Consider the following 17,137-nt stretch of genomic DNA (forward strand, 5'->3'; position numbering starts at 1 on the left):
CAACCGGTTCGACGGCAGCCGGAGCAGCCGGGCAGTTCAGCGACCGGCACGATCGTTTCGGTCTTCGCAGCCTTTTCGGCGGCGAGGGCCGGCGTTTCCGTGGCCGCGTGCAGTTCGCTGACGACAGCCTTTTCGGTCGCGACAGCCGCAACGACGACTTCCACCGGCGCCACTTCATTCGCTTCGTTCGCTTCCGGCTTGCGTTCCACCGGCTGCTGGGCGACGCGCACAGGTGCGTCCTCGCTCACGTTGGCGTTGTCGCCTTCCGCTTCCGCGACGTCCGCAGCCAGATTGCCGTTGACGTCTTCCTCACGCTCGCGACGACCGCCACGACGGCCGCGACGGCGACGACGACGCTCTTCGCCCTCACGCGCCACCGCTTCCTGATCGACCGGCGCAACGTTTTCAGTGAGGGCGGCCTGGTTTTGCGCCACGTCCTCTGCGATCTGGGTATCGGCTTGCGTCAACGCGTCCGCGGTTTCCGTCTGCGGCTTGCGACGCTCGCCGCGCTCAGCACGTTCGCCACGTTCACGACGCTCGCCGCGTTCCTGGCGTTCGCCACGCGGGGTGCTTTCGACTGCTTCCGCACGGTCGGCGCCGCGGGTGTCGCGGTCGCGGCCTTCACGGCCTTCACGGCCTTCGCGTGCTTCGCGCGGCTCACGGTTCTCACGCGGTTCGCGGTTGCCACGCGGTTCGCGTGCTTCCCGTGCCTCGCGCGGTTCACGGCCTTCGCGTGGTTCCCGGACCTCGCGTCCCTCGCGTCCTTCACGCGGTTCGCGTTCCTCACGACGCTGCGACGGCTGCTGGCCCTGACGGCCGCCGTTTGCACCTTCACCACGCGCTGCCACGTCACGGCCGCCCGCGCCGCCACGGCGATTGCGGTTACGGTCGCCGCCGCGCTCGCCGGTACGCTCACCGCGCTCCGTCCGTTCGCCGCGCTGCGGACGGGCCTGCTTTTCTGTCGTAGCCGGCGCAACCGGTGCCGGCGCCGCCGGCTGTACGCCGAACAAATTCTTCAACCAGCCGATGAAGCCGCCGCTCGCCTGCGTCACCGCAACCGGAGCCGGTGCCGCGACCGGACGAACCGGCGCGCTCGGCGCCGGCTTCTCAGGCGTGATGCCCTTGACCGCCGCTTCCTGCTTCGGCTTCACTTCCTCGGTGCGCTTGCTGTAGCCGGTTTCCGACTCGAGCTCGCGAGCCGCTTCCTCGGCCATCTTCCAGGACGCGCGCGGCTCGTCGAGGCGGGCGTCGTCGTGACGCAGGCGTTCCAGCTTGTAATGCGGCGTGTCCAGATGCTTGTTCGGCACCAGCACGACGTTGACCTTGAAGCGCGACTCGATCTTGTTGATTTCCGAGCGTTTTTCGTTCAGCAGGAAGGCGGTCACCTCGACCGGCACCTGGCAATGGATCGCCGCGGTGTTTTCCTTCATCGCTTCTTCCTGAATGATCCGCAGCACTTGCAGCGCGGACGATTCGGTATCGCGGATGTGACCCGTGCCGTTACAGCGCGGGCAGGTCACGTGGCTGCCTTCCGACAGCGCCGGACGCAGACGCTGACGCGACAGTTCCATCAGGCCGAAGCGCGAAATCTTGCCCATCTGGACGCGCGCGCGGTCGTGCTTGAGCGCGTCTTTCAGGCGCTGTTCGACTTCGCGCTGGCTCTTGGCCGACTCCATGTCGATGAAGTCGATCACGATCAGGCCGCCCAGGTCGCGCAGACGCAACTGGCGCGCGACTTCGTCGGCGGCTTCGAGGTTCGTGCGCGCGGCTGTTTCCTCGATGTCGGCGCCCTTGGTGGCGCGGGCCGAGTTCACGTCGATGGCGACGAGTGCTTCCGTGTGGTCGATCACGATCGCGCCGCCCGACGGCAGCGGCACCGTGCGCGAGTACGCCGTTTCGATCTGATGCTCGATCTGGAAGCGCGAGAACAGCGGCACGTCGTCGTGGTAGCGCTTCACCTTGCTGACGTTGTCCGGCATCACGATGTCCATGAAGGCGCGCGCCTGGTCATGGATTTCGGTGGTGTCGATCAGAATTTCGCCGATATCCGGCTGGAAATAGTCGCGAATCGCGCGAATCACGAGGCTCGATTCGAGGTAAATCAGCATCGGCTGGCCGGCCGAACCGCTTTGCGACGCGGCTTCGATCGCGCGCCACAGCTGCATCAGGTAGTTCAGGTCCCACTGCAGTTCTTCGGCGCTGCGGCCAATGCCGGCCGTGCGCGCGATGATGCTCATGCCTTCCGGCAATTGCAGCTGCGCCATGGTTTCGCGCAGTTCCTGACGGTCGTCGCCTTCGATCCGGCGCGACACGCCGCCGCCGCGCGGGTTATTCGGCATCAGCACCAGATAACGGCCGGCGAGCGAGATGAACGTGGTCAGGGCCGCGCCCTTGTTGCCGCGCTCTTCTTTTTCGACCTGAACGATCAGTTCCTGACCTTCCTTGAGCGCGTCCTGGATGCGGGCGGAGCGCATGTCGACGCCGTCGCGGAAATACTGGCGGGCGACTTCCTTGAACGGCAGGAAACCGTGGCGGTCTTCGCCGTAGTTGACGAAACAGGCTTCGAGCGACGGCTCGATGCGGGTGATGATGCCCTTGTAAATGTTGCCTTTGCGCTGTTCGCGCCCGGCGGTTTCGATGTCGATGTCGATGAGTTTTTGCCCATCGACGATGGCGACGCGCAGTTCTTCCTGCTGCGTCGCATTGAACAACATGCGTTTCATTGAACGGCTCCAGAGCGGCTCGGCCGGCCTCCGCTCCGCGGTTGTCAGGCGCGAGAGCGGGAGGCAGCGGCATGCCGCGCCTTATTGTGTTTTCACAAGCACGCTGGAGCGGGAAGAATGGCGGGAGAATTGCCTGAGAGGGCCCGGCTCCACAAACAAAGGAGCGCGGTGCCGCAGGGCACATGCGAACACGGCTTCAAATAACGACCCGACACGCCGCGGGTTCTGCCGGCAGACCTTCATAAACCCACGTCCCCCTCGCCGGCGCGCCGACTGGGCGCGGGACCGGAGGGTCGAAGGCTGCGGTCATGCCGCAACGGGAAGTTCGCGCAAGAGGCGCGTCTTTTCCTGCTGGGGGTGTCTCGCCTCATTTTGACGTCGCCAAGTCTTGCACTTTCTACAAGACGCCACGGGCGCACGCCGTATTTTCGCAACCTGCAGCTTCGTACAGCCGGGCGTAACGCCGCCCGATACCGAAGCTGGAAGTTAAATTCTTTTTTACCAAAATTCCGTTACCGTCGAAGCCGACCTTGACCGAACGCGCCTGTGGGCGCCGTCCCTGCCGGGTACTGACTTCGTGCGTGCAACTTGTTGCATCTCATTTTCAGGGCGAGCAACCAGCCCCCGGCACAAGTAAAATAACGATTTACGCTTGCACCTGCGCAGTCCGCCCGAATTCCGGACACTGCGCCGGCCGCCGCAGACTGCTGGGCAAATTATATTCAGAATGAAAGAGTTAGGCAAAATATCCCAGAAATCGGTAACAAGCGCGGTCGCGAGCGACCAGGTCTCCGTCATCGAGATCGACGACAGTGCGGCCGGACAGCGCATCGACAACTTTTTGTTACGCGTCTGCAAAGGCGTGCCGAAAAGCCATATTTACCGCATCCTGCGCAGCGGGGAAGTGCGCGTCAACAAGGGCCGGATCGACGCGCAGTACCGGCTTGAACTCGGCGATCTGGTGCGCGTGCCGCCCATCCGCGTCGCGCAACATGACGAAACGGTGCCGTCGGCGCCGGTTCCGAGCGCCGAATTCAGGATCATTTTCGAAGACGAGCATCTTCTTGTCATCGACAAACCGGCCGGCGTCGCGGTGCACGGCGGAAGCGGCGTCGCCTTTGGCGTCATCGAGCAGATGCGCCAGTCGCGCCCGCAGGCGAAGTTCCTCGAGCTCGTGCATCGGCTGGATCGCGAGACGTCCGGCATCCTCATGCTCGCCAAGAAGCGTTCGGCGCTCGTCAATCTGCACGACCAGATCCGCGAGAACCGAATGGACAAGCGGTACTATGCGTGCGTCCACGGCGAATGGGCGAGCGACTGGGGCCGCCGTCGGGCGGTGAAGGAGCCGTTGCACAAGTATCTGACCGCGGACGGCGAGCGGCGCGTGCGCGTGCAGGCCGACGGTCTGGCGTCGCACACGGTGTTCAACCTGATCGACCGCTGGCCGGACTACGCGCTGCTGGAGGCGGAGCTGAAGACGGGCCGCACCCATCAGATACGCGTGCATTTGCAGCATCTGGAGCTGCCGATCGTCGGCGATGCAAAATACGGCGACTTTGCGCTGAACAAGGCGCTCGCCCGCTCGAACGCGAAGCCGGGGCTCAAGCGCATGTTCCTGCACGCTTACCGCCTGAAGCTCACGCATCCGGCCACCGGCGCGCCGCTGCAACTGGAGGCGCCATTGCCGGCCGAGTGCCGCAATTTCATCGCGCAGCTCAACGAATTACGAAATGGGTCATACCCGGAGACGGCACCGCATGGCTAGAGAGCAATTTGACCTGATCGTCTTCGACTGGGACGGGACGCTGATGGATTCGACTGCGCACATCACGCGCAGCATTCAGGCGGCGTGCCGCGATCTCGGTTTGCCCGTGCCCGCGGACGAAGCGGCGAGCTATGTGATCGGCCTCGGCTTGCGCGACGCGCTGCAGATCGCCGCGCCCACGCTCGATCCGGCCGACTACCCGCGGCTCGCCGAGCGCTACCGGTTTCACTATCTGGTAAAGGATCAGACGACGGAGTTGTTCGCCGGCGTGCGCGAGATGCTCCAGGAGCTGCGCGATCAGGGTTATCTGCTGGCGGTCGCGACCGGCAAGAGCCGCGTCGGCCTGAATCGTGCGCTCGATCAGGTGCGGCTCACGAGCCTGTTCGACGGTACGCGCTGCGCGGACGAAACCTTCTCCAAGCCGCATCCGGCCATGTTGCACGAGCTGACGCGTGAACTGGGGCAGGACCCGGTGCGCACGGTCATGGTCGGCGACACGACACATGATCTGCAGATGGCGATCAACGCGGGCGTCGCGGGTATCGGCGTGACCTACGGCGCGCATCCGGCGGACTCGCTGAGCGCGCTGTCGCCGAAATATATGGCGTCGAGCATCAGCGCGCTGTCGGGCTGGCTGAAGGACAACGCATGAGTTCGGCGGAAGAGCCCGGCGGGCGGGCAACGGAGGCGGCGCAGGCCGTGCGCGTGTGCCGGTCGGAGGAGTTGGTCGACGGCGGCAGCGGCGTTCGGCGTGCCGCGCGAGTCGGCGCCGAAGAAGTCGTGGTGTTTTTCGTCCGCTACGACGGTCGCGCCTACGGCTATCTGAACCGCTGCGCGCACGTGCCGATGGAGCTGGACTGGGCAGAGGGCCAGTTCTTCGAATCGTCGGGTTTATACTTGATGTGCGCCACCCACGGGGCAATTTACGCGCCGGACACCGGCAAATGCGTAGGCGGTCCGTGCCGCGGCGGGCGGCTGCGAGCGCTCCAGGTCGACGAACGCGATACCCCGGAAGGCCGCGCCGTTTTCTGGCTTCCCGACGGCGAACTGCGGCCCATCGAGTCCTGATCGGCGTCGCCCCGTCTTTCTCCCTTACTGAAAAGCCTGAATGTCCGACAACTTGACGCCTGAAACCAGAGAGCCGTCCACGAACGGCCGCGCTAACGCCGAACCCGGCTGGGAGCGCGCGGCGCTCGAGCGCATCGCGCTTGCCGCTGTCAATGAACAACGGGCCGCGCGCCGCTGGAAAATCTTTTTCCGTCTGCTTTTCCTGGCCCTGGTGGCTTTCGTCGTCTGGACCGTGTTCGATTTTTCCGGCGACAAGCTGGCGGCTTCCGGCCGTCACACGGCGTTGATAGCGCTCGAAGGCGAAATATCGGCGAATACGCGTGCGAACGCCGAAGATATCAGCGCCGCGCTGGAAAGCGCGTTCGAAGACTCCGGCACGGCGGGCGTCATTCTCCGCTGCGACAGCCCCGGCGGCAGCCCGGTTCAGGCGGGCATTATCTACGACCAGATGCGGCGTTTGCGCGCGAAACATCCGTCAATTCCGCTTTATGTGGTGGTCGGCGACATGTGCGCGTCGGGCGGGTACTACGCCGCGGCGGCGGGGGACAAGATTTATGTCGACAAGGCGAGCATCGTCGGCTCGATCGGCGTGCTGATGGACAGCTTCGGTTTCACCGGGCTGATGGACAAGCTCGGCATTCAGCGCAGGCTGCACACCTCGGGTGAGAACAAGGGTTTTTACGATCCGTTCTCGCCCGAAACGCCGAAGATGGACCAGCACGCGCAGGAAATGCTCGACCAGATCCACGCACAGTTCATCGAAGCAGTGCGTCAGGGCCGCGGCAAGCGTCTGCATGAGACGCCGGATATGTTCTCCGGCCTCTTCTGGACGGGCCAGAAGAGTGTCGAACTCGGTCTCGCCGATGGTTTTGGCGACGCGAACTACGTGGCGCGCGAAATCATCAAGGCGCCGGATATCGTCGATTACACGGTCAAGGAAAGCATTACCGACCGCGTCGCGCGTAAATTCGGCGCGGCCGTGGGCAATGGCGCGGTGCACGCGTTGGCGCTTGGCGGGAAGCTGGGTTTGCGCTGAGGGGAGGCGGCCGGAAAGGCTTGTGGGGCTCGTGCCGCGCGCCGGGACTAGCCGCGCGGTCCCCGTCTTCACACTTCAGCCACCCTCATCTCACGCCGCCAATATCAGAAAAATGGCGGGGCGCTTGTGCAAGTCGAGCGCCGGTTTCTTCTTCCAGTCCGCCACCGTGTGGCTGCGGATGGTTTCGGTGTCCAGCGTCAGGTCGACTGCGACGCAAACCAGCGTCGACGGCGCGCAGGTGGCGAGCAATGTGTCGAGCAGCGCCCGGTTGCGGTACGGCGTCTCGATAAAAATCTGCGTCTGCTTGCCCTTGCGCGATTGCATTTCAAGATCGCGCAGACGTTTTGCCCGCTCTGCCGCATCGACCGGCAAATAGCCGTGGAATGCAAAGCTTTGTCCATTGAGCCCCGAAGCCATCAGCGCCAGCAAAATCGAGCTAGGCCCGACGAGCGGCACCACCTTCACACCGCGCTCGTGCGCCCGACGCACCAGCAGCGCGCCGGGGTCCGCTACCGCCGGGCAGCCCGCTTCGGAGACGAGGCCCGCGTCGGTGCCGGCGAGTAGCGGCGCGAGCAGTTTGTCGATTTCGCCGGCCGGCGTGTTGACGTTCAGTTCGCGGATCTCGATGTCCTGAATCGGCCGCTCGGTGCCCACTTTCTTCAGGAACGCGCGCGTCGTCTTCGCGTTTTCGCCGATGTAATACTGCAGCGCCGCGGCGCGGGCGCGCACCGGAGCTGGCAGGACAGCGCCGAGCGCATCCGCGTCGCCTTCGCCTAGCGTGTTCGGGATCAGATAGAGCGTGCCGCTCATCGCGCCCCCAATAGCGGATAGCCCGCCGTCAACAGCATGCCCGACAGCGCGATCAGCGGCAGGCCGATGAGTGCGGTCGGATCGTCGGAATGGATTGCTTCGAGCAGCGCAATGCCGAGCCCCTCGGACTTCGCGCTGCCGGCGACGTCATACGGCGTTTCGGCGCGCAGATAGGCTTCGAGCGCCGCATCCGGCAGGTCGCGAAACTGCACGCGAGTGACGACGTCGACGGTCTGTGCGGCCCCCGAGCGGCTGTCGAACAGGCACAGCGCGCTATGGAACAGGACCTCGCGGCCGCGCATCGCCTGCAATTGGGCGAGCGCCTTGTCGTGCGTGCCGGGCTTGCCGATTTGCAGGCCGTCGTAAGTGGCGACCTGGTCCGAGCCGATCACCAGCACCGCCTGATCCGGCGCAAATGACCGGGCCACGGCGCGTGCTTTAGCCTCGGCGAGCCGCAAAGCGGTGGCCTCGGGCGTTTCACCGGCATGCGGCGTTTCGTCGATCGCGGGCACGGCCACGTCGAATGGAACGCGCAGGCGTTCGAGCAACTCGCGGCGATACGGCGAACTCGACGCCAGAATCAGGCGTGGCGGGCTTTTGGGGGAATCTGGCATGGTCGATCAACGGCTTGAAGGGCGGGGCATACAGGGTTGCGCGAAGGCCACGCCGGTACGGGCTTAAGTGTTTGACTCGAAAAGACAAAACGGATATGATTTTGGGCTTTTCATCGGTATGCTTGCGTCAGGCGGGCTCGGTGCGTGCTGAAGCAGGTCGAGAGCAAATCAAGAACTGCCGGGCACATTGCCGAAGTTACGCGGGCATTCTCGCAACTGATTTACCCCGCGATTTGGCGGCGCGAAACAAACAAACGTCGACCAACAGCAAAAAGCGGCGAAACCTTTGCCGACGCAGGAGCGCACATGACTCAACATCCTGGCAAACCTGCAGGTCTGTCCGACCCGCATGAACTCGATCTGTTCGAATTTGCGCGGAGCGGCCGGCAGGCCGCGGGTGTCGTGCGCGTCTCGCAACTGCCGCGCATGTTAAACGAAGTCCCGGCAGAAGCGCCAGACCGCGATACCGGGTTCACCTGGCAAGCCGAAGGGTCGACGCAGCCGGAATTGCAGGACGACGGCACCGAGGGTCCCCAGCCGTATTTGAGGCTGGCGATTCACGGCGCGGCATGGCTCGAATGTCAGCGGTGCATGACCCCGTACTCGCAGGCCTTCAATGTCGACGCGACCTACCGGATCGTCAGCACTGAGGGGGAAGCCGAAGAGTTTCCGCTCGACGAAGATGAAGTCGAAGTGATCGTGGGCTCGCGCCAGTTCGATCTCATCGACCTGATCGAGGAAGAGTTGCTGCTTTCCTTGCCGCTTGTGCCCAAGCACGAGGTTTGTCCCGAGGTGCACGAGAGTCTCGTCTCTGGTGCGGCCGGTGCCGAGGGCGCGGGCGACGAAGCCGCGCTGGACGAAGCTGGCGAGGGCGAAGAGCCCGAGCGGCCGAATCCGTTCGCGGCGCTCGAAAGTCTCAAGCGCGGTGAGCCGGGCGACAAGAAGCACTGAACAGTTGCATAGGAGCGCGAAGCGGGGCGCATAGGCCATTCGGCCAGTGGCGGACACCGTGTCGGGCTGTGTTAGAATTCGGAAAATTTTTAGGAGTTAGTCATGGCAGTTCAACAAAACAAGAAGTCGCCGTCGAAGCGCGGCATGCACCGTTCGCACGATTTCCTGACGGCAGCGCCGCTGGCCGTGGAACCGAGCACGGGCGAAGTGCATCTGCGTCACCACGTTAGCCCGAACGGCTACTATCGCGGCAAGAAAGTCGTCAAGACGAAGAACGACTAATCGTTTCACTGCGTTGCGCCCACTGGCGTTTCGCGTGGCGATCAGCTCGCTTGACATTTTCCCGGCTCGGCAAAAAGGCGGCATTCAATTGCCGCTTTTTTATGTCTGAAATTCGCCGCACTCCATGACAGTAAAGCTCACGATAGATTGCATGGGAGGCGACCACGGCCCGTCCGTGACCGTTCCCGCTGCCGTCAACTTCGTTCGCTCGCATCCCGACGCGCAGTTGCTGCTCGTCGGCATTGAAAGTGCGATTCGTGCGCAGCTGAAGAAGTTGAAGGCTCAGGACCTGTCGGCGTTGACGGTCGTTTCCGCTTCCGAGATCGTCGCGATGGACGATCCGGTCGAAGTCGCGCTGCGCAAGAAAAAAGATTCGTCCATGCGCGTGGCGCTGAATCGCGTCAAGGAAGGCGAGGCGCAAGCCTGCGTCTCCGCCGGCAACACCGGCGCGCTGATGGCGGTGTCGCGCTATGTGCTGAAAACGCTGTCGGGCATCGAGCGCCCGGCGATTGCGTCCGCCTTGCCGAACCCCAACGGCTACACGATGATGCTCGACCTGGGCGCCAACGTCGACTGCGAACCGCAGCATCTGCTGCAATTCGCGGAGATGGGGCACGCGCTCGTGTCCGCGCTCGAAGGCCGCGAGCGGCCCACCATCGGCCTTCTGAATATCGGCGAAGAAGTCATCAAGGGCAACGACACCATCAAGCGTGCCGGTGAACTGCTGCGCGCGAGTACACTGAACTTCCACGGCAACGTGGAAGGCAACGACATCTTCAAAGGCACGGTCGACGTGATCGTGTGCGACGGGTTCGTCGGCAACGTGGCGCTCAAGACGTCCGAAGGCCTCGCGCAGATGCTGTCGAATATCATCAAGGAAGAGTTCGGCCGTTCGTGGCTCACGCGAGTCATGGCGGTGCTCGCATTGCCCGTGTTGATGCGTTTCAAGAAGCGCGTCGATCATCGGCAATACAATGGTGCCGCGCTGCTCGGCCTGCGCGGACTGGTGATCAAAAGCCACGGTTCGGCAGACGCCTACGCGTTTGAGTGGGCTATCAAACGCGGGTATGATGCCGTCAAAAACGGCGTGCTGGAGCGCCTTGCGCAAGCGATGGAAGAGAACGCGGGTTCTCTTGAACAGGCGGCGCGCGACGCAAGCGGTGCGGGCCACGCAAGCCCCATCGCAGGCCAGCCGGCCGAGCCCTACGCTGCGCAATCCTCGAAGGCATAATGGCTCAATCGACAATTTATTCCCGCGTCCTCGGCACCGGCAGCTATCTGCCGCCCGCGCGCGTCACCAATCAGGACCTCGCCGAGCGTCTCGCGAAGCAGGGCGTCGAGACGAGCGACGAATGGATTGTGGCCCGCACGGGCATCCATGCGCGCCATTTCGCCGATCCGGACGTCACCACGAGCGACCTCGCGCAGTTCGCGTCGCAGCGCGCGATCGAAGCGGCGGACATCGACCCGCAAGCCATCGACCTGATCATCGTCGCGACTTCCACGCCTGACTTCGTGTTTCCGAGCACGGCGTGCCTGTTGCAGAACAAGCTCGGCATCAAGAATCACGGCGCGGCTTTCGACGTGCAGGCCGTCTGCTCGGGCTTCGCCTACGCAGTGGCAATGGCGGACAGCCTGATTCGCGGCGGCCAGCATCGCACGGCGCTGGTGGTCGGCGCGGAGACGTTCTCGCGCATTCTCGATTTCAACGACCGCACGACCTGCGTGCTGTTCGGCGACGGCGCGGGCGCGGTGATCCTGCAGGCATCGGCTGAGCCGGGTGTGTTGGCCAGCGCTTTGCACGCGGACGGCAGCCATTCGGGCATTCTCTGCACGCCGGGCAACGTGAACGGCGGCGTGGTGGCGGGCAGCGCCTTCCTGCACATGGACGGGCAAGCGGTCTTCAAGCTCGCCGTCAACGTGCTGGAAAAGGTCGCGGTCGAGGCGCTCGAGAAAGCGAACCTGTCGGCCGATCAGATCGACTGGCTGATTCCGCATCAGGCCAATATCCGCATCATGCAAAGCACTTGCCGCAAGCTCGGCTTGCCGCAGGAACGCATGGTCGTCACGGTGGGCGAGCACGGCAATACGTCGGCGGCGTCCATTCCGCTCGCGCTCGACGTCGCGGTGCGCGACGGCCGCATCAAGCGCGGCCAGAACGTGCTGATCGAAGGCGTCGGCGGCGGCTTCACGTGGGGCGCGTCGGTCATCCGCTACTGATAACGGGCCGACTTCCGGCGGCGCCTTTCAGGGCGCCTTGCGCCGCGTCCGCGCGCTTTGAAGCCGCGCGCCTACATCTGACTAAATCGTTTTTGGGGACGATATGAAATTTGCGTTCGTTTTTCCCGGACAGGGTTCGCAATCGGTCGGCATGCTCAACGCGTTTGCCGATCACGCCATTGTGCGCGAGACGGTTCAGGAAGCCTCCGACGCGCTCAGTCAGGACCTCGGCAAGCTGATCGCCGAAGGTCCCGCCGAAGATCTGAATCTCACCACCAACACACAGCCGGTCATGCTCACCGCGGCCTACGCGATCTATCGCGCGTGGCAGCAGGCGGGCGGCCCGGCGCCCGCGATCGTCGCGGGTCATAGCCTCGGCGAATACACGGCGCTCGTCGCGGCCGGTGCGATCGCATTTCGCGATGCCGTGCCGCTGGTGCGCTTTCGCGCGCAGGCCATGCAAACGGCAGTGCCCGTCGGCGAAGGCGGCATGGCCGCGATTCTCGGTCTCGACGACGACACGGTGCGCGCGGTGTGCGCGGAAGCGTCGGTTGCAGGCGTCGTCGAAGCGGTCAATTTCAATGCGCCGGCGCAAGTCGTGATCGCGGGGCACAAGGCTGCTGTCGAGAAAGCGTGCGAAGTGGCGAAAGCGAAGGGCGCGAAGCGCGCGTTGCCGCTGCCGGTGTCTGCGCCGTTCCACTCGTCGTTGCTCAAGCCCGCTTCGGATCAACTGCGCGAGTACCTGGCGAGCGTCGACGTGAAGGTGCCGTCGATCCCCGTCATCAACAATGTCGACGTCGCGATCGTCAACGAGCCGGCGCAGATCAAAGACGCGCTGGTGCGTCAGGCGGCCGGTGCGGTGCGCTGGGTCGAGAGCGTGCAGGCAATGGCCGCGCAAGGCGTCACGCACGTCGTCGAATGCGGGCCGGGCAAGGTCCTTGCGGGCCTGACGAAGCGCATCGACGGCAATCTGGTCGGCGCTTCGGTGTTCGATCCGGCCTCGCTCGAGGGAACGCTCAAGCTCGTGACAGCAGGCTAAGCGCGACGCCGCACAGACGCGGCAACTCGTATCGGCAATCAATCAGCCCTGCGAAGGGCATTCGGATCGACAGATGGAAAAGAATCTCGACAAGCACATCGCAATCGTAACGGGCGCCTCGCGCGGCATCGGCCGCGCCATCGCCATGGAACTCGCGCGCCAGGGCGCCACCGTGATCGGCACGGCGACCAGCGAAAGCGGCGCGGCGGCCATCAGCGAAGCGTTCAATGCAGCCGGCGTGAGCGGCCGCGGCGCGGTGCTCGACGTGAACGACGCAGCGGCTGCGGAAGCGCTGATCGACGGCACGGTGAAGGAATTCGGCACGCTCAGCGTGCTCGTGAACAACGCCGGCATCACGCAGGATCAACTCGCCATGCGCATGAAAGACGACGACTGGGACGCGGTGATCGACACCAATCTGAAGTCGGTGTTCCGTCTGTCGCGCGCGGTGCTGCGTCCGATGATGAAGGCGAAGGGCGGCCGCATCATCAACATCACGTCGGTGGTCGGTTCGGCGGGCAACCCTGGGCAGATCAATTACGCCGCGGCGAAAGCGGGCGTGGCGGGTATGACGCGCGCGCTCGCACGCGAGATCGGCAGCCGCGGCATCACGGTGAATTGCGTGGCGCCTGGCTTCATCGATACCGACATGACGCGCACGTTGCCCGAAGAGCAGCAAACCGCGCTGAAAACGCAGATTCCGCTGGGCCGTCTCGGCAGCCCGGAAGACATCGCGCACGCTGTCGCATTCCTCGCGTCGCCGCAAGCCGGTTACATCACCGGCACGACGATGCATGTGAACGGCGGAATGTACATGTCGTAACCAAATTCGGTTACTATCCGCGCCTTGATGCGTTTGCGAATGCGTAAGGCGCATGCCTTGACAGCAACCTGATGCGCCGCTTTTTTGCCGGGTCAAACCTGATAAAATGCGCGCACCTGTATTTTTGAACTTCTTTCCCTTGGAGGGGTAATGGACAATATCGAACAGCGCGTCAAGAAGATCGTCGCAGAACAACTGGGCGTGGCCGAAGCTGAAATCAAGAACGAAGCTTCGTTCGTGAACGACCTCGGCGCCGACTCGCTGGACACGGTTGAACTCGTGATGGCCCTCGAAGACGAATTCGGCATGGAAATTCCGGATGAAGAAGCCGAGAAGATCACCACCGTTCAGCAAGCGATCGACTACGCTCGCGCAAACGTCAAGGCCTAAGGTCATTCGCGCCTGCGTTTCTGCGTTCGCGGCGCATGACGCCCTGCCGCGTCGGTTGCCGACGCTATTGGGGCTGGCGTGTTTTGCCACGCCGCTTGTCGCAAGAGTTGCCATGCAGGAGCCAGCGATGTTGACAGCGCAAGTTTCCGCGCGATTGCCGACTTAACAGCCACAGGGTACACAGGGCAGGTTCCTGTGGCCGCTGTGGCTTTTGCTTTTGTCATCTATGAAAAAGGGGTTACCGTGAGCCGCCGTCGTGTTGTTGTTACAGGCCTGGGGCTGATTTCGCCTGTTGGCAATAATGTTGCCGACGGCTGGGCCAATCTGGTCGCCGGCAAGTCGGGTATTGCCAATATCACGAAGTTTGACGCTACGAACTTCTCGACTCGTTTCGCCGGCGAGGTGAAGGGCTTCAATATCGAGGACTACATCCCCGGTAAGGAAGCGCGCCACATGGACACGTTCATCCATTACGGCGTGGCTGCCGGCATCCAGGCGATGCAGGACAGCGGCCTGGAAGTCACCGACGAGAATTCGGAGCGTATCGGCGTCGTGGTCGGCTCGGGCATCGGCGGTCTGCCGATGATCGAAGTCACGCAAACCGAATTGCTCAATCGCGGCCCGCGCCGCATTTCGCCGTTCTTCGTGCCGGCGTCGATCATCAACATGATCTCGGGTCATCTGTCGATCAAGTTCGGCATCAAGGGTCCGAATCTGGCGATCGTCACCGCGTGTACGACGGGTCTGCACTGTATCGGTGAGGCTTCGCGCCTGATCGAATACGGCGACGCCGACGTGATGATCGCGGGCGGCGCTGAATCGACCGTGTCGCCGCTCGGTATCGGCGGCTTCGCGGCGGCGCGCGCGCTGTCGCAGCGCAATGACGATCCGGCAACGGCGAGCCGTCCGTGGGACAAGGACCGCGACGGTTTCGTGCTCGGTGAAGGCGCCGGCGTGATGGTGCTGGAAGAGTACGAGCACGCGAAGGCGCGCGGCGCGAAGATCTACGCGGAAGTCGGCGGCTATGGGATGAGCGGCGACGCGTATCACATGACCGCACCGCTTGAAGACGGCGACGGCGCACGCCGCTGCATGCTCGCGGCCATGAAGAACGCGGCCATCAACGCGGACCAGGTGAATTACCTGAACGCGCATGGCACGTCCACGCCGCTCGGCGACCTGGCTGAAACCACCGGCATCAAGCGCGCATTCGGCGACCACGCCAGGAACATCGTCGTGAATTCGACGAAGTCGATGACGGGTCACCTGCTCGGCGGCGCCGGCGGTCTCGAGTCCGTGTTCACTGTGCTCGCCGTGCATCATCAGGTGTCGCCGCCCACGATCAACATCTTCAACCAGGACCCCGAGTGCGACCTGGACTACTGCGCCAATACCGCGCGGGAGATGAAGATCGACGTCGCGCTGAAGAACTCGTTCGGGTTCGGCGGCACGAACGGCACGCTCGTGTTCAAACGCGCCTGACACTCGTAGCCGGGTGACGCACCAGTCGACGGCGCCGGCCTCGCCGGCGCTTTGCCCTGAAACAACGGCTATGTCCGAAAGAGCGCCGCAGCGAATTGCGCTGCGGCGCTCTTTCGCGATGCGCGTTGCGTCGGCTGCTTTTGTAGCGACGGCGTCGGCGGCGGTTTATCGCTGCGTGTCGCCGTGGCTCGGCGCGTGGCAGGCGGTTCCGTTGACGCTTGCCGTGTTCGCGCTTCTCGCGCTTTGCGCGCTGAGGCACGACCGGGCGCAACCTGTGGCTCTGCAGATCGGCCGCGAGAATCTCACTGCGTGGGGGCGGGCCGGTATCCTGCTCGCACAAGGCCGCATAGCGGGCTGCGCGCACTGGGGCGACCGTTTGCTGGTGCTCATCCTGAAGCCGGACGAGGGTGGCCGGCAAACGCTGCTGGTTCCCGCCGACACCGTCCCGCCAGCGGTCTTTCGCGAGTTGGCGGTGCGCGCCCGGCGCCGCGCCGGCGCGTGACTGTTACGACTGTAACCGCTGTTACCGCGCGGCATGACCTCCGTAACGTGCCTCGCCGAGGGGGACGCTACAATGGTGCCCCCGTCATGCGCCCTCAAGTTAACGGATTTATCAGGTGAGCGAAAAAGAAATTGATCAGGTGCTGGTCGAGCGCGTCCAGAAGGGCGACAAGGCCGCGTTCGAGCTTCTGGTCTCCAAATACCACCGCAAGATTCTCCGGCTGATTTCGCGCCTCGTGCGCGATCCCGCCGAAGTCGAAGACGTTGCACAAGACGCTTTCATCAAGGCGTACCGGGCGTTGCCGCAATTTCGCGGGGAATCCGCGTTTTATACGTGGTTGTACCGGATTGCGGTCAACACCGCGAAGAACTACCTTGCGACCCAGGGCCGGCGCGCACCCACATCGACCGAAGCAGATGCTGAAGAAGCTGAAACTTTCTCGGACGCCGACCAACTAAGGGATATCAACACGCCTGAGTCGATGTTGATGAGCAAGCAGATCGCTGAGACGGTCAATGCTGCGATGGCGGTTTTACCGGAAGAGCTGCGTACCGCCATTACTCTTCGTGAAATTGAAGGTTTGAGCTACGAGGAAATCGCTGAGATGATGGGCTGCCCAATCGGCACCGTCAGATCGCGAATTTTCCGCGCTCGCGAAGCCATTGCGGCAAAATTGCGTCCGTTGCTTGACACACCTGAAGGCAAGCGCTGGTAAGTCACTAGCGCGCCGAACGGGGCTCGGGTGCAATATCTGGATTAGTGGTGTCACTACGGGGTTTTCGTAAGATGGGGAGCATCATGGGGTCGGTCTCGATGCAATCGCAAGCCAGTTCGCGCGGCGAGCGTCTGTCAGCTTTTGTCGACGGCGAGCTGTTCGGTGAAGAGCATCTGAATGTGGACAAGTTTGTGTCCGAGCTGGACGGCGAAGATCGCGCCGCATGGTCCAGCTATCACCTGATCGGCGACGCATTGCGTTCCGACGATCTGGCGGTCGGTTCTGCGGCTAGCAACGCGTTCCTGAGCGGATTCGCTGCGCGCTTCGAAAGCGAGCCGCATCTGCTCGCGCCATCCGCTCAGCCGGTTACGCGACGTCTGCTGGCGCTGCGTCGCCGCGTGGTGCCGGCTTTCGCAGTCGCTGCCGCGGCCGCCACGCTGACGTGGATCGTCGTGCCGCAACTGCAGGGCGTGCCGGGCGGCCCCGGCGCGACGCAGGTCGCCTCGGTGTCCTCGCATGGCGATGCGCTGCAAAAGGTCGCGATGGCGTCCGTGCCCTCGGCGAATGTGATGCCGGTCGCGCAAGACGCCAACATCATTCGCGACGCGAGTCTCGACCAGTATCTGGAAGCACATCAGCAATTCGCGCAGCAACCGGTCATGCCGGGTTCCATGCCGCTGATCCGCGCCGCCGCCGTTTCCACGCAAGGCCAATAGT

The 17,137-nt window shown here is 63.7% G+C and carries 17 protein-coding genes and 1 pseudogene; 15 read left to right on the forward strand and 3 right to left on the reverse strand.

Annotated elements, in window-relative coordinates; genetic code table 11:
• Nucleotides 1–2,723: pseudogene (locus BGRAMDRAFT_RS26280) on the reverse strand (Rne/Rng family ribonuclease); the annotation flags it as partial.
• Nucleotides 2,724–3,450: 727 nt separating this feature from the next.
• Between BGRAMDRAFT_RS26280 and BGRAMDRAFT_RS26285 the strand changes: the two are divergent.
• Genes BGRAMDRAFT_RS26285 through BGRAMDRAFT_RS26300 form a run of 4 tightly spaced genes read left to right on the forward strand, consistent with a single transcriptional unit; the run spans nucleotide 3,451 to nucleotide 6,592 of the window.
• Nucleotides 3,451–4,488 carry an RluA family pseudouridine synthase gene (locus BGRAMDRAFT_RS26285; RefSeq protein WP_006051925.1) on the forward strand — a complete coding sequence of 346 codons (1,038 nt, stop codon included), beginning with the start codon at nucleotides 3,451–3,453 and terminating at the stop codon, nucleotides 4,486–4,488.
• Nucleotides 4,481–5,140, forward strand: a complete 660-nt coding sequence (locus BGRAMDRAFT_RS26290; protein WP_006051926.1) for an HAD-IIIA family hydrolase — start codon at nucleotides 4,481–4,483, stop codon at nucleotides 5,138–5,140. Before BGRAMDRAFT_RS26285 ends, BGRAMDRAFT_RS26290 begins: the two co-directional genes overlap by 8 nt.
• The gene (locus BGRAMDRAFT_RS26295; RefSeq protein WP_006051927.1) at nucleotides 5,137–5,556 is read left to right on the forward strand and encodes a Rieske (2Fe-2S) protein; all 420 of its coding nucleotides are present in this window, start codon (nucleotides 5,137–5,139) and stop codon (nucleotides 5,554–5,556) included. Before BGRAMDRAFT_RS26290 ends, BGRAMDRAFT_RS26295 begins: the two co-directional genes overlap by 4 nt.
• A gap of 40 nt (nucleotides 5,557–5,596) precedes the next feature.
• Nucleotides 5,597–6,592, forward strand: a complete 996-nt coding sequence (locus tag BGRAMDRAFT_RS26300) for a S49 family peptidase (RefSeq protein ID WP_006051928.1) — start codon at nucleotides 5,597–5,599, stop codon at nucleotides 6,590–6,592.
• A gap of 90 nt (nucleotides 6,593–6,682) precedes the next feature.
• Here BGRAMDRAFT_RS26300 and BGRAMDRAFT_RS26305 read toward each other — a convergent pair whose 3' ends face one another.
• Together BGRAMDRAFT_RS26305 and BGRAMDRAFT_RS26310 are read right to left on the reverse strand one after the other, a co-directional pair.
• Nucleotides 6,683–7,402 (reverse strand): SAM-dependent methyltransferase, encoded by a 720-nt coding sequence (locus BGRAMDRAFT_RS26305; RefSeq protein ID WP_006051929.1) that lies wholly within the window; start codon nucleotides 7,400–7,402, stop codon nucleotides 6,683–6,685.
• The gene (locus BGRAMDRAFT_RS26310) at nucleotides 7,399–8,016 is read right to left on the reverse strand and encodes a Maf-like protein (RefSeq protein ID WP_006051930.1); all 618 of its coding nucleotides are present in this window, start codon (nucleotides 8,014–8,016) and stop codon (nucleotides 7,399–7,401) included. Before BGRAMDRAFT_RS26310 ends, BGRAMDRAFT_RS26305 begins: the two co-directional genes overlap by 4 nt.
• A gap of 306 nt (nucleotides 8,017–8,322) precedes the next feature.
• Between BGRAMDRAFT_RS26310 and BGRAMDRAFT_RS26315 the strand changes: the two genes are divergently transcribed.
• From BGRAMDRAFT_RS26315 to BGRAMDRAFT_RS26365, 11 genes are all read left to right on the forward strand, one after another.
• The gene (locus tag BGRAMDRAFT_RS26315; protein WP_006051931.1) at nucleotides 8,323–8,967 is read left to right on the forward strand and encodes a DUF177 domain-containing protein; all 645 of its coding nucleotides are present in this window, start codon (nucleotides 8,323–8,325) and stop codon (nucleotides 8,965–8,967) included.
• A 102-nt stretch (nucleotides 8,968–9,069) separates the two neighbouring features.
• On the forward strand, nucleotides 9,070–9,249 hold the full coding sequence (gene rpmF, locus BGRAMDRAFT_RS26320) for a 50S ribosomal protein L32 (protein ID WP_006051932.1): 180 nt from the start codon (nucleotides 9,070–9,072) through the stop codon (nucleotides 9,247–9,249).
• A 124-nt stretch (nucleotides 9,250–9,373) separates the two neighbouring features.
• Entirely contained in the window at nucleotides 9,374–10,480 is a 1,107-nt protein-coding gene (plsX, locus tag BGRAMDRAFT_RS26325; RefSeq protein WP_006051933.1) for a phosphate acyltransferase PlsX, read from the forward strand.
• A complete protein-coding gene (locus tag BGRAMDRAFT_RS26330) occupies nucleotides 10,480–11,469 on the forward strand; it encodes a beta-ketoacyl-ACP synthase III (RefSeq protein ID WP_006051934.1) in 990 nt (329 codons plus the stop codon). Before plsX ends, BGRAMDRAFT_RS26330 begins: the two co-directional genes overlap by 1 nt.
• 103 nt (nucleotides 11,470–11,572) lie before the next feature.
• Entirely contained in the window at nucleotides 11,573–12,508 is a 936-nt protein-coding gene (fabD, locus tag BGRAMDRAFT_RS26335; protein WP_006051935.1) for an ACP S-malonyltransferase, read from the forward strand.
• Nucleotides 12,509–12,581: 73 nt separating this feature from the next.
• The gene (gene fabG, locus BGRAMDRAFT_RS26340; RefSeq protein ID WP_006051936.1) at nucleotides 12,582–13,331 is read left to right on the forward strand and encodes a 3-oxoacyl-ACP reductase FabG; all 750 of its coding nucleotides are present in this window, start codon (nucleotides 12,582–12,584) and stop codon (nucleotides 13,329–13,331) included.
• A gap of 150 nt (nucleotides 13,332–13,481) precedes the next feature.
• Nucleotides 13,482–13,721 (forward strand): acyl carrier protein, encoded by a 240-nt coding sequence (gene acpP / locus BGRAMDRAFT_RS26345; RefSeq protein WP_004197638.1) that lies wholly within the window; start codon nucleotides 13,482–13,484, stop codon nucleotides 13,719–13,721.
• Nucleotides 13,722–13,964: 243 nt separating this feature from the next.
• The gene (gene fabF, locus BGRAMDRAFT_RS26350; protein ID WP_029967791.1) at nucleotides 13,965–15,203 is read left to right on the forward strand and encodes a beta-ketoacyl-ACP synthase II; all 1,239 of its coding nucleotides are present in this window, start codon (nucleotides 13,965–13,967) and stop codon (nucleotides 15,201–15,203) included.
• Nucleotides 15,204–15,321: 118 nt separating this feature from the next.
• Entirely contained in the window at nucleotides 15,322–15,705 is a 384-nt protein-coding gene (locus BGRAMDRAFT_RS26355; RefSeq protein ID WP_006051938.1) for a protein YgfX, read from the forward strand.
• Nucleotides 15,706–15,820: 115 nt separating this feature from the next.
• Entirely contained in the window at nucleotides 15,821–16,420 is a 600-nt protein-coding gene (gene rpoE, locus BGRAMDRAFT_RS26360; protein ID WP_006051939.1) for an RNA polymerase sigma factor RpoE, read from the forward strand.
• A gap of 83 nt (nucleotides 16,421–16,503) precedes the next feature.
• Nucleotides 16,504–17,136 (forward strand): sigma-E factor negative regulatory protein, encoded by a 633-nt coding sequence (locus tag BGRAMDRAFT_RS26365; protein ID WP_006051940.1) that lies wholly within the window; start codon nucleotides 16,504–16,506, stop codon nucleotides 17,134–17,136.
• Nucleotide 17,137 lies beyond the last annotated feature (1 nt).

The organism is Paraburkholderia graminis C4D1M (assembly GCF_000172415.1).
Classification (GTDB): domain Bacteria; phylum Pseudomonadota; class Gammaproteobacteria; order Burkholderiales; family Burkholderiaceae; genus Paraburkholderia; species Paraburkholderia graminis.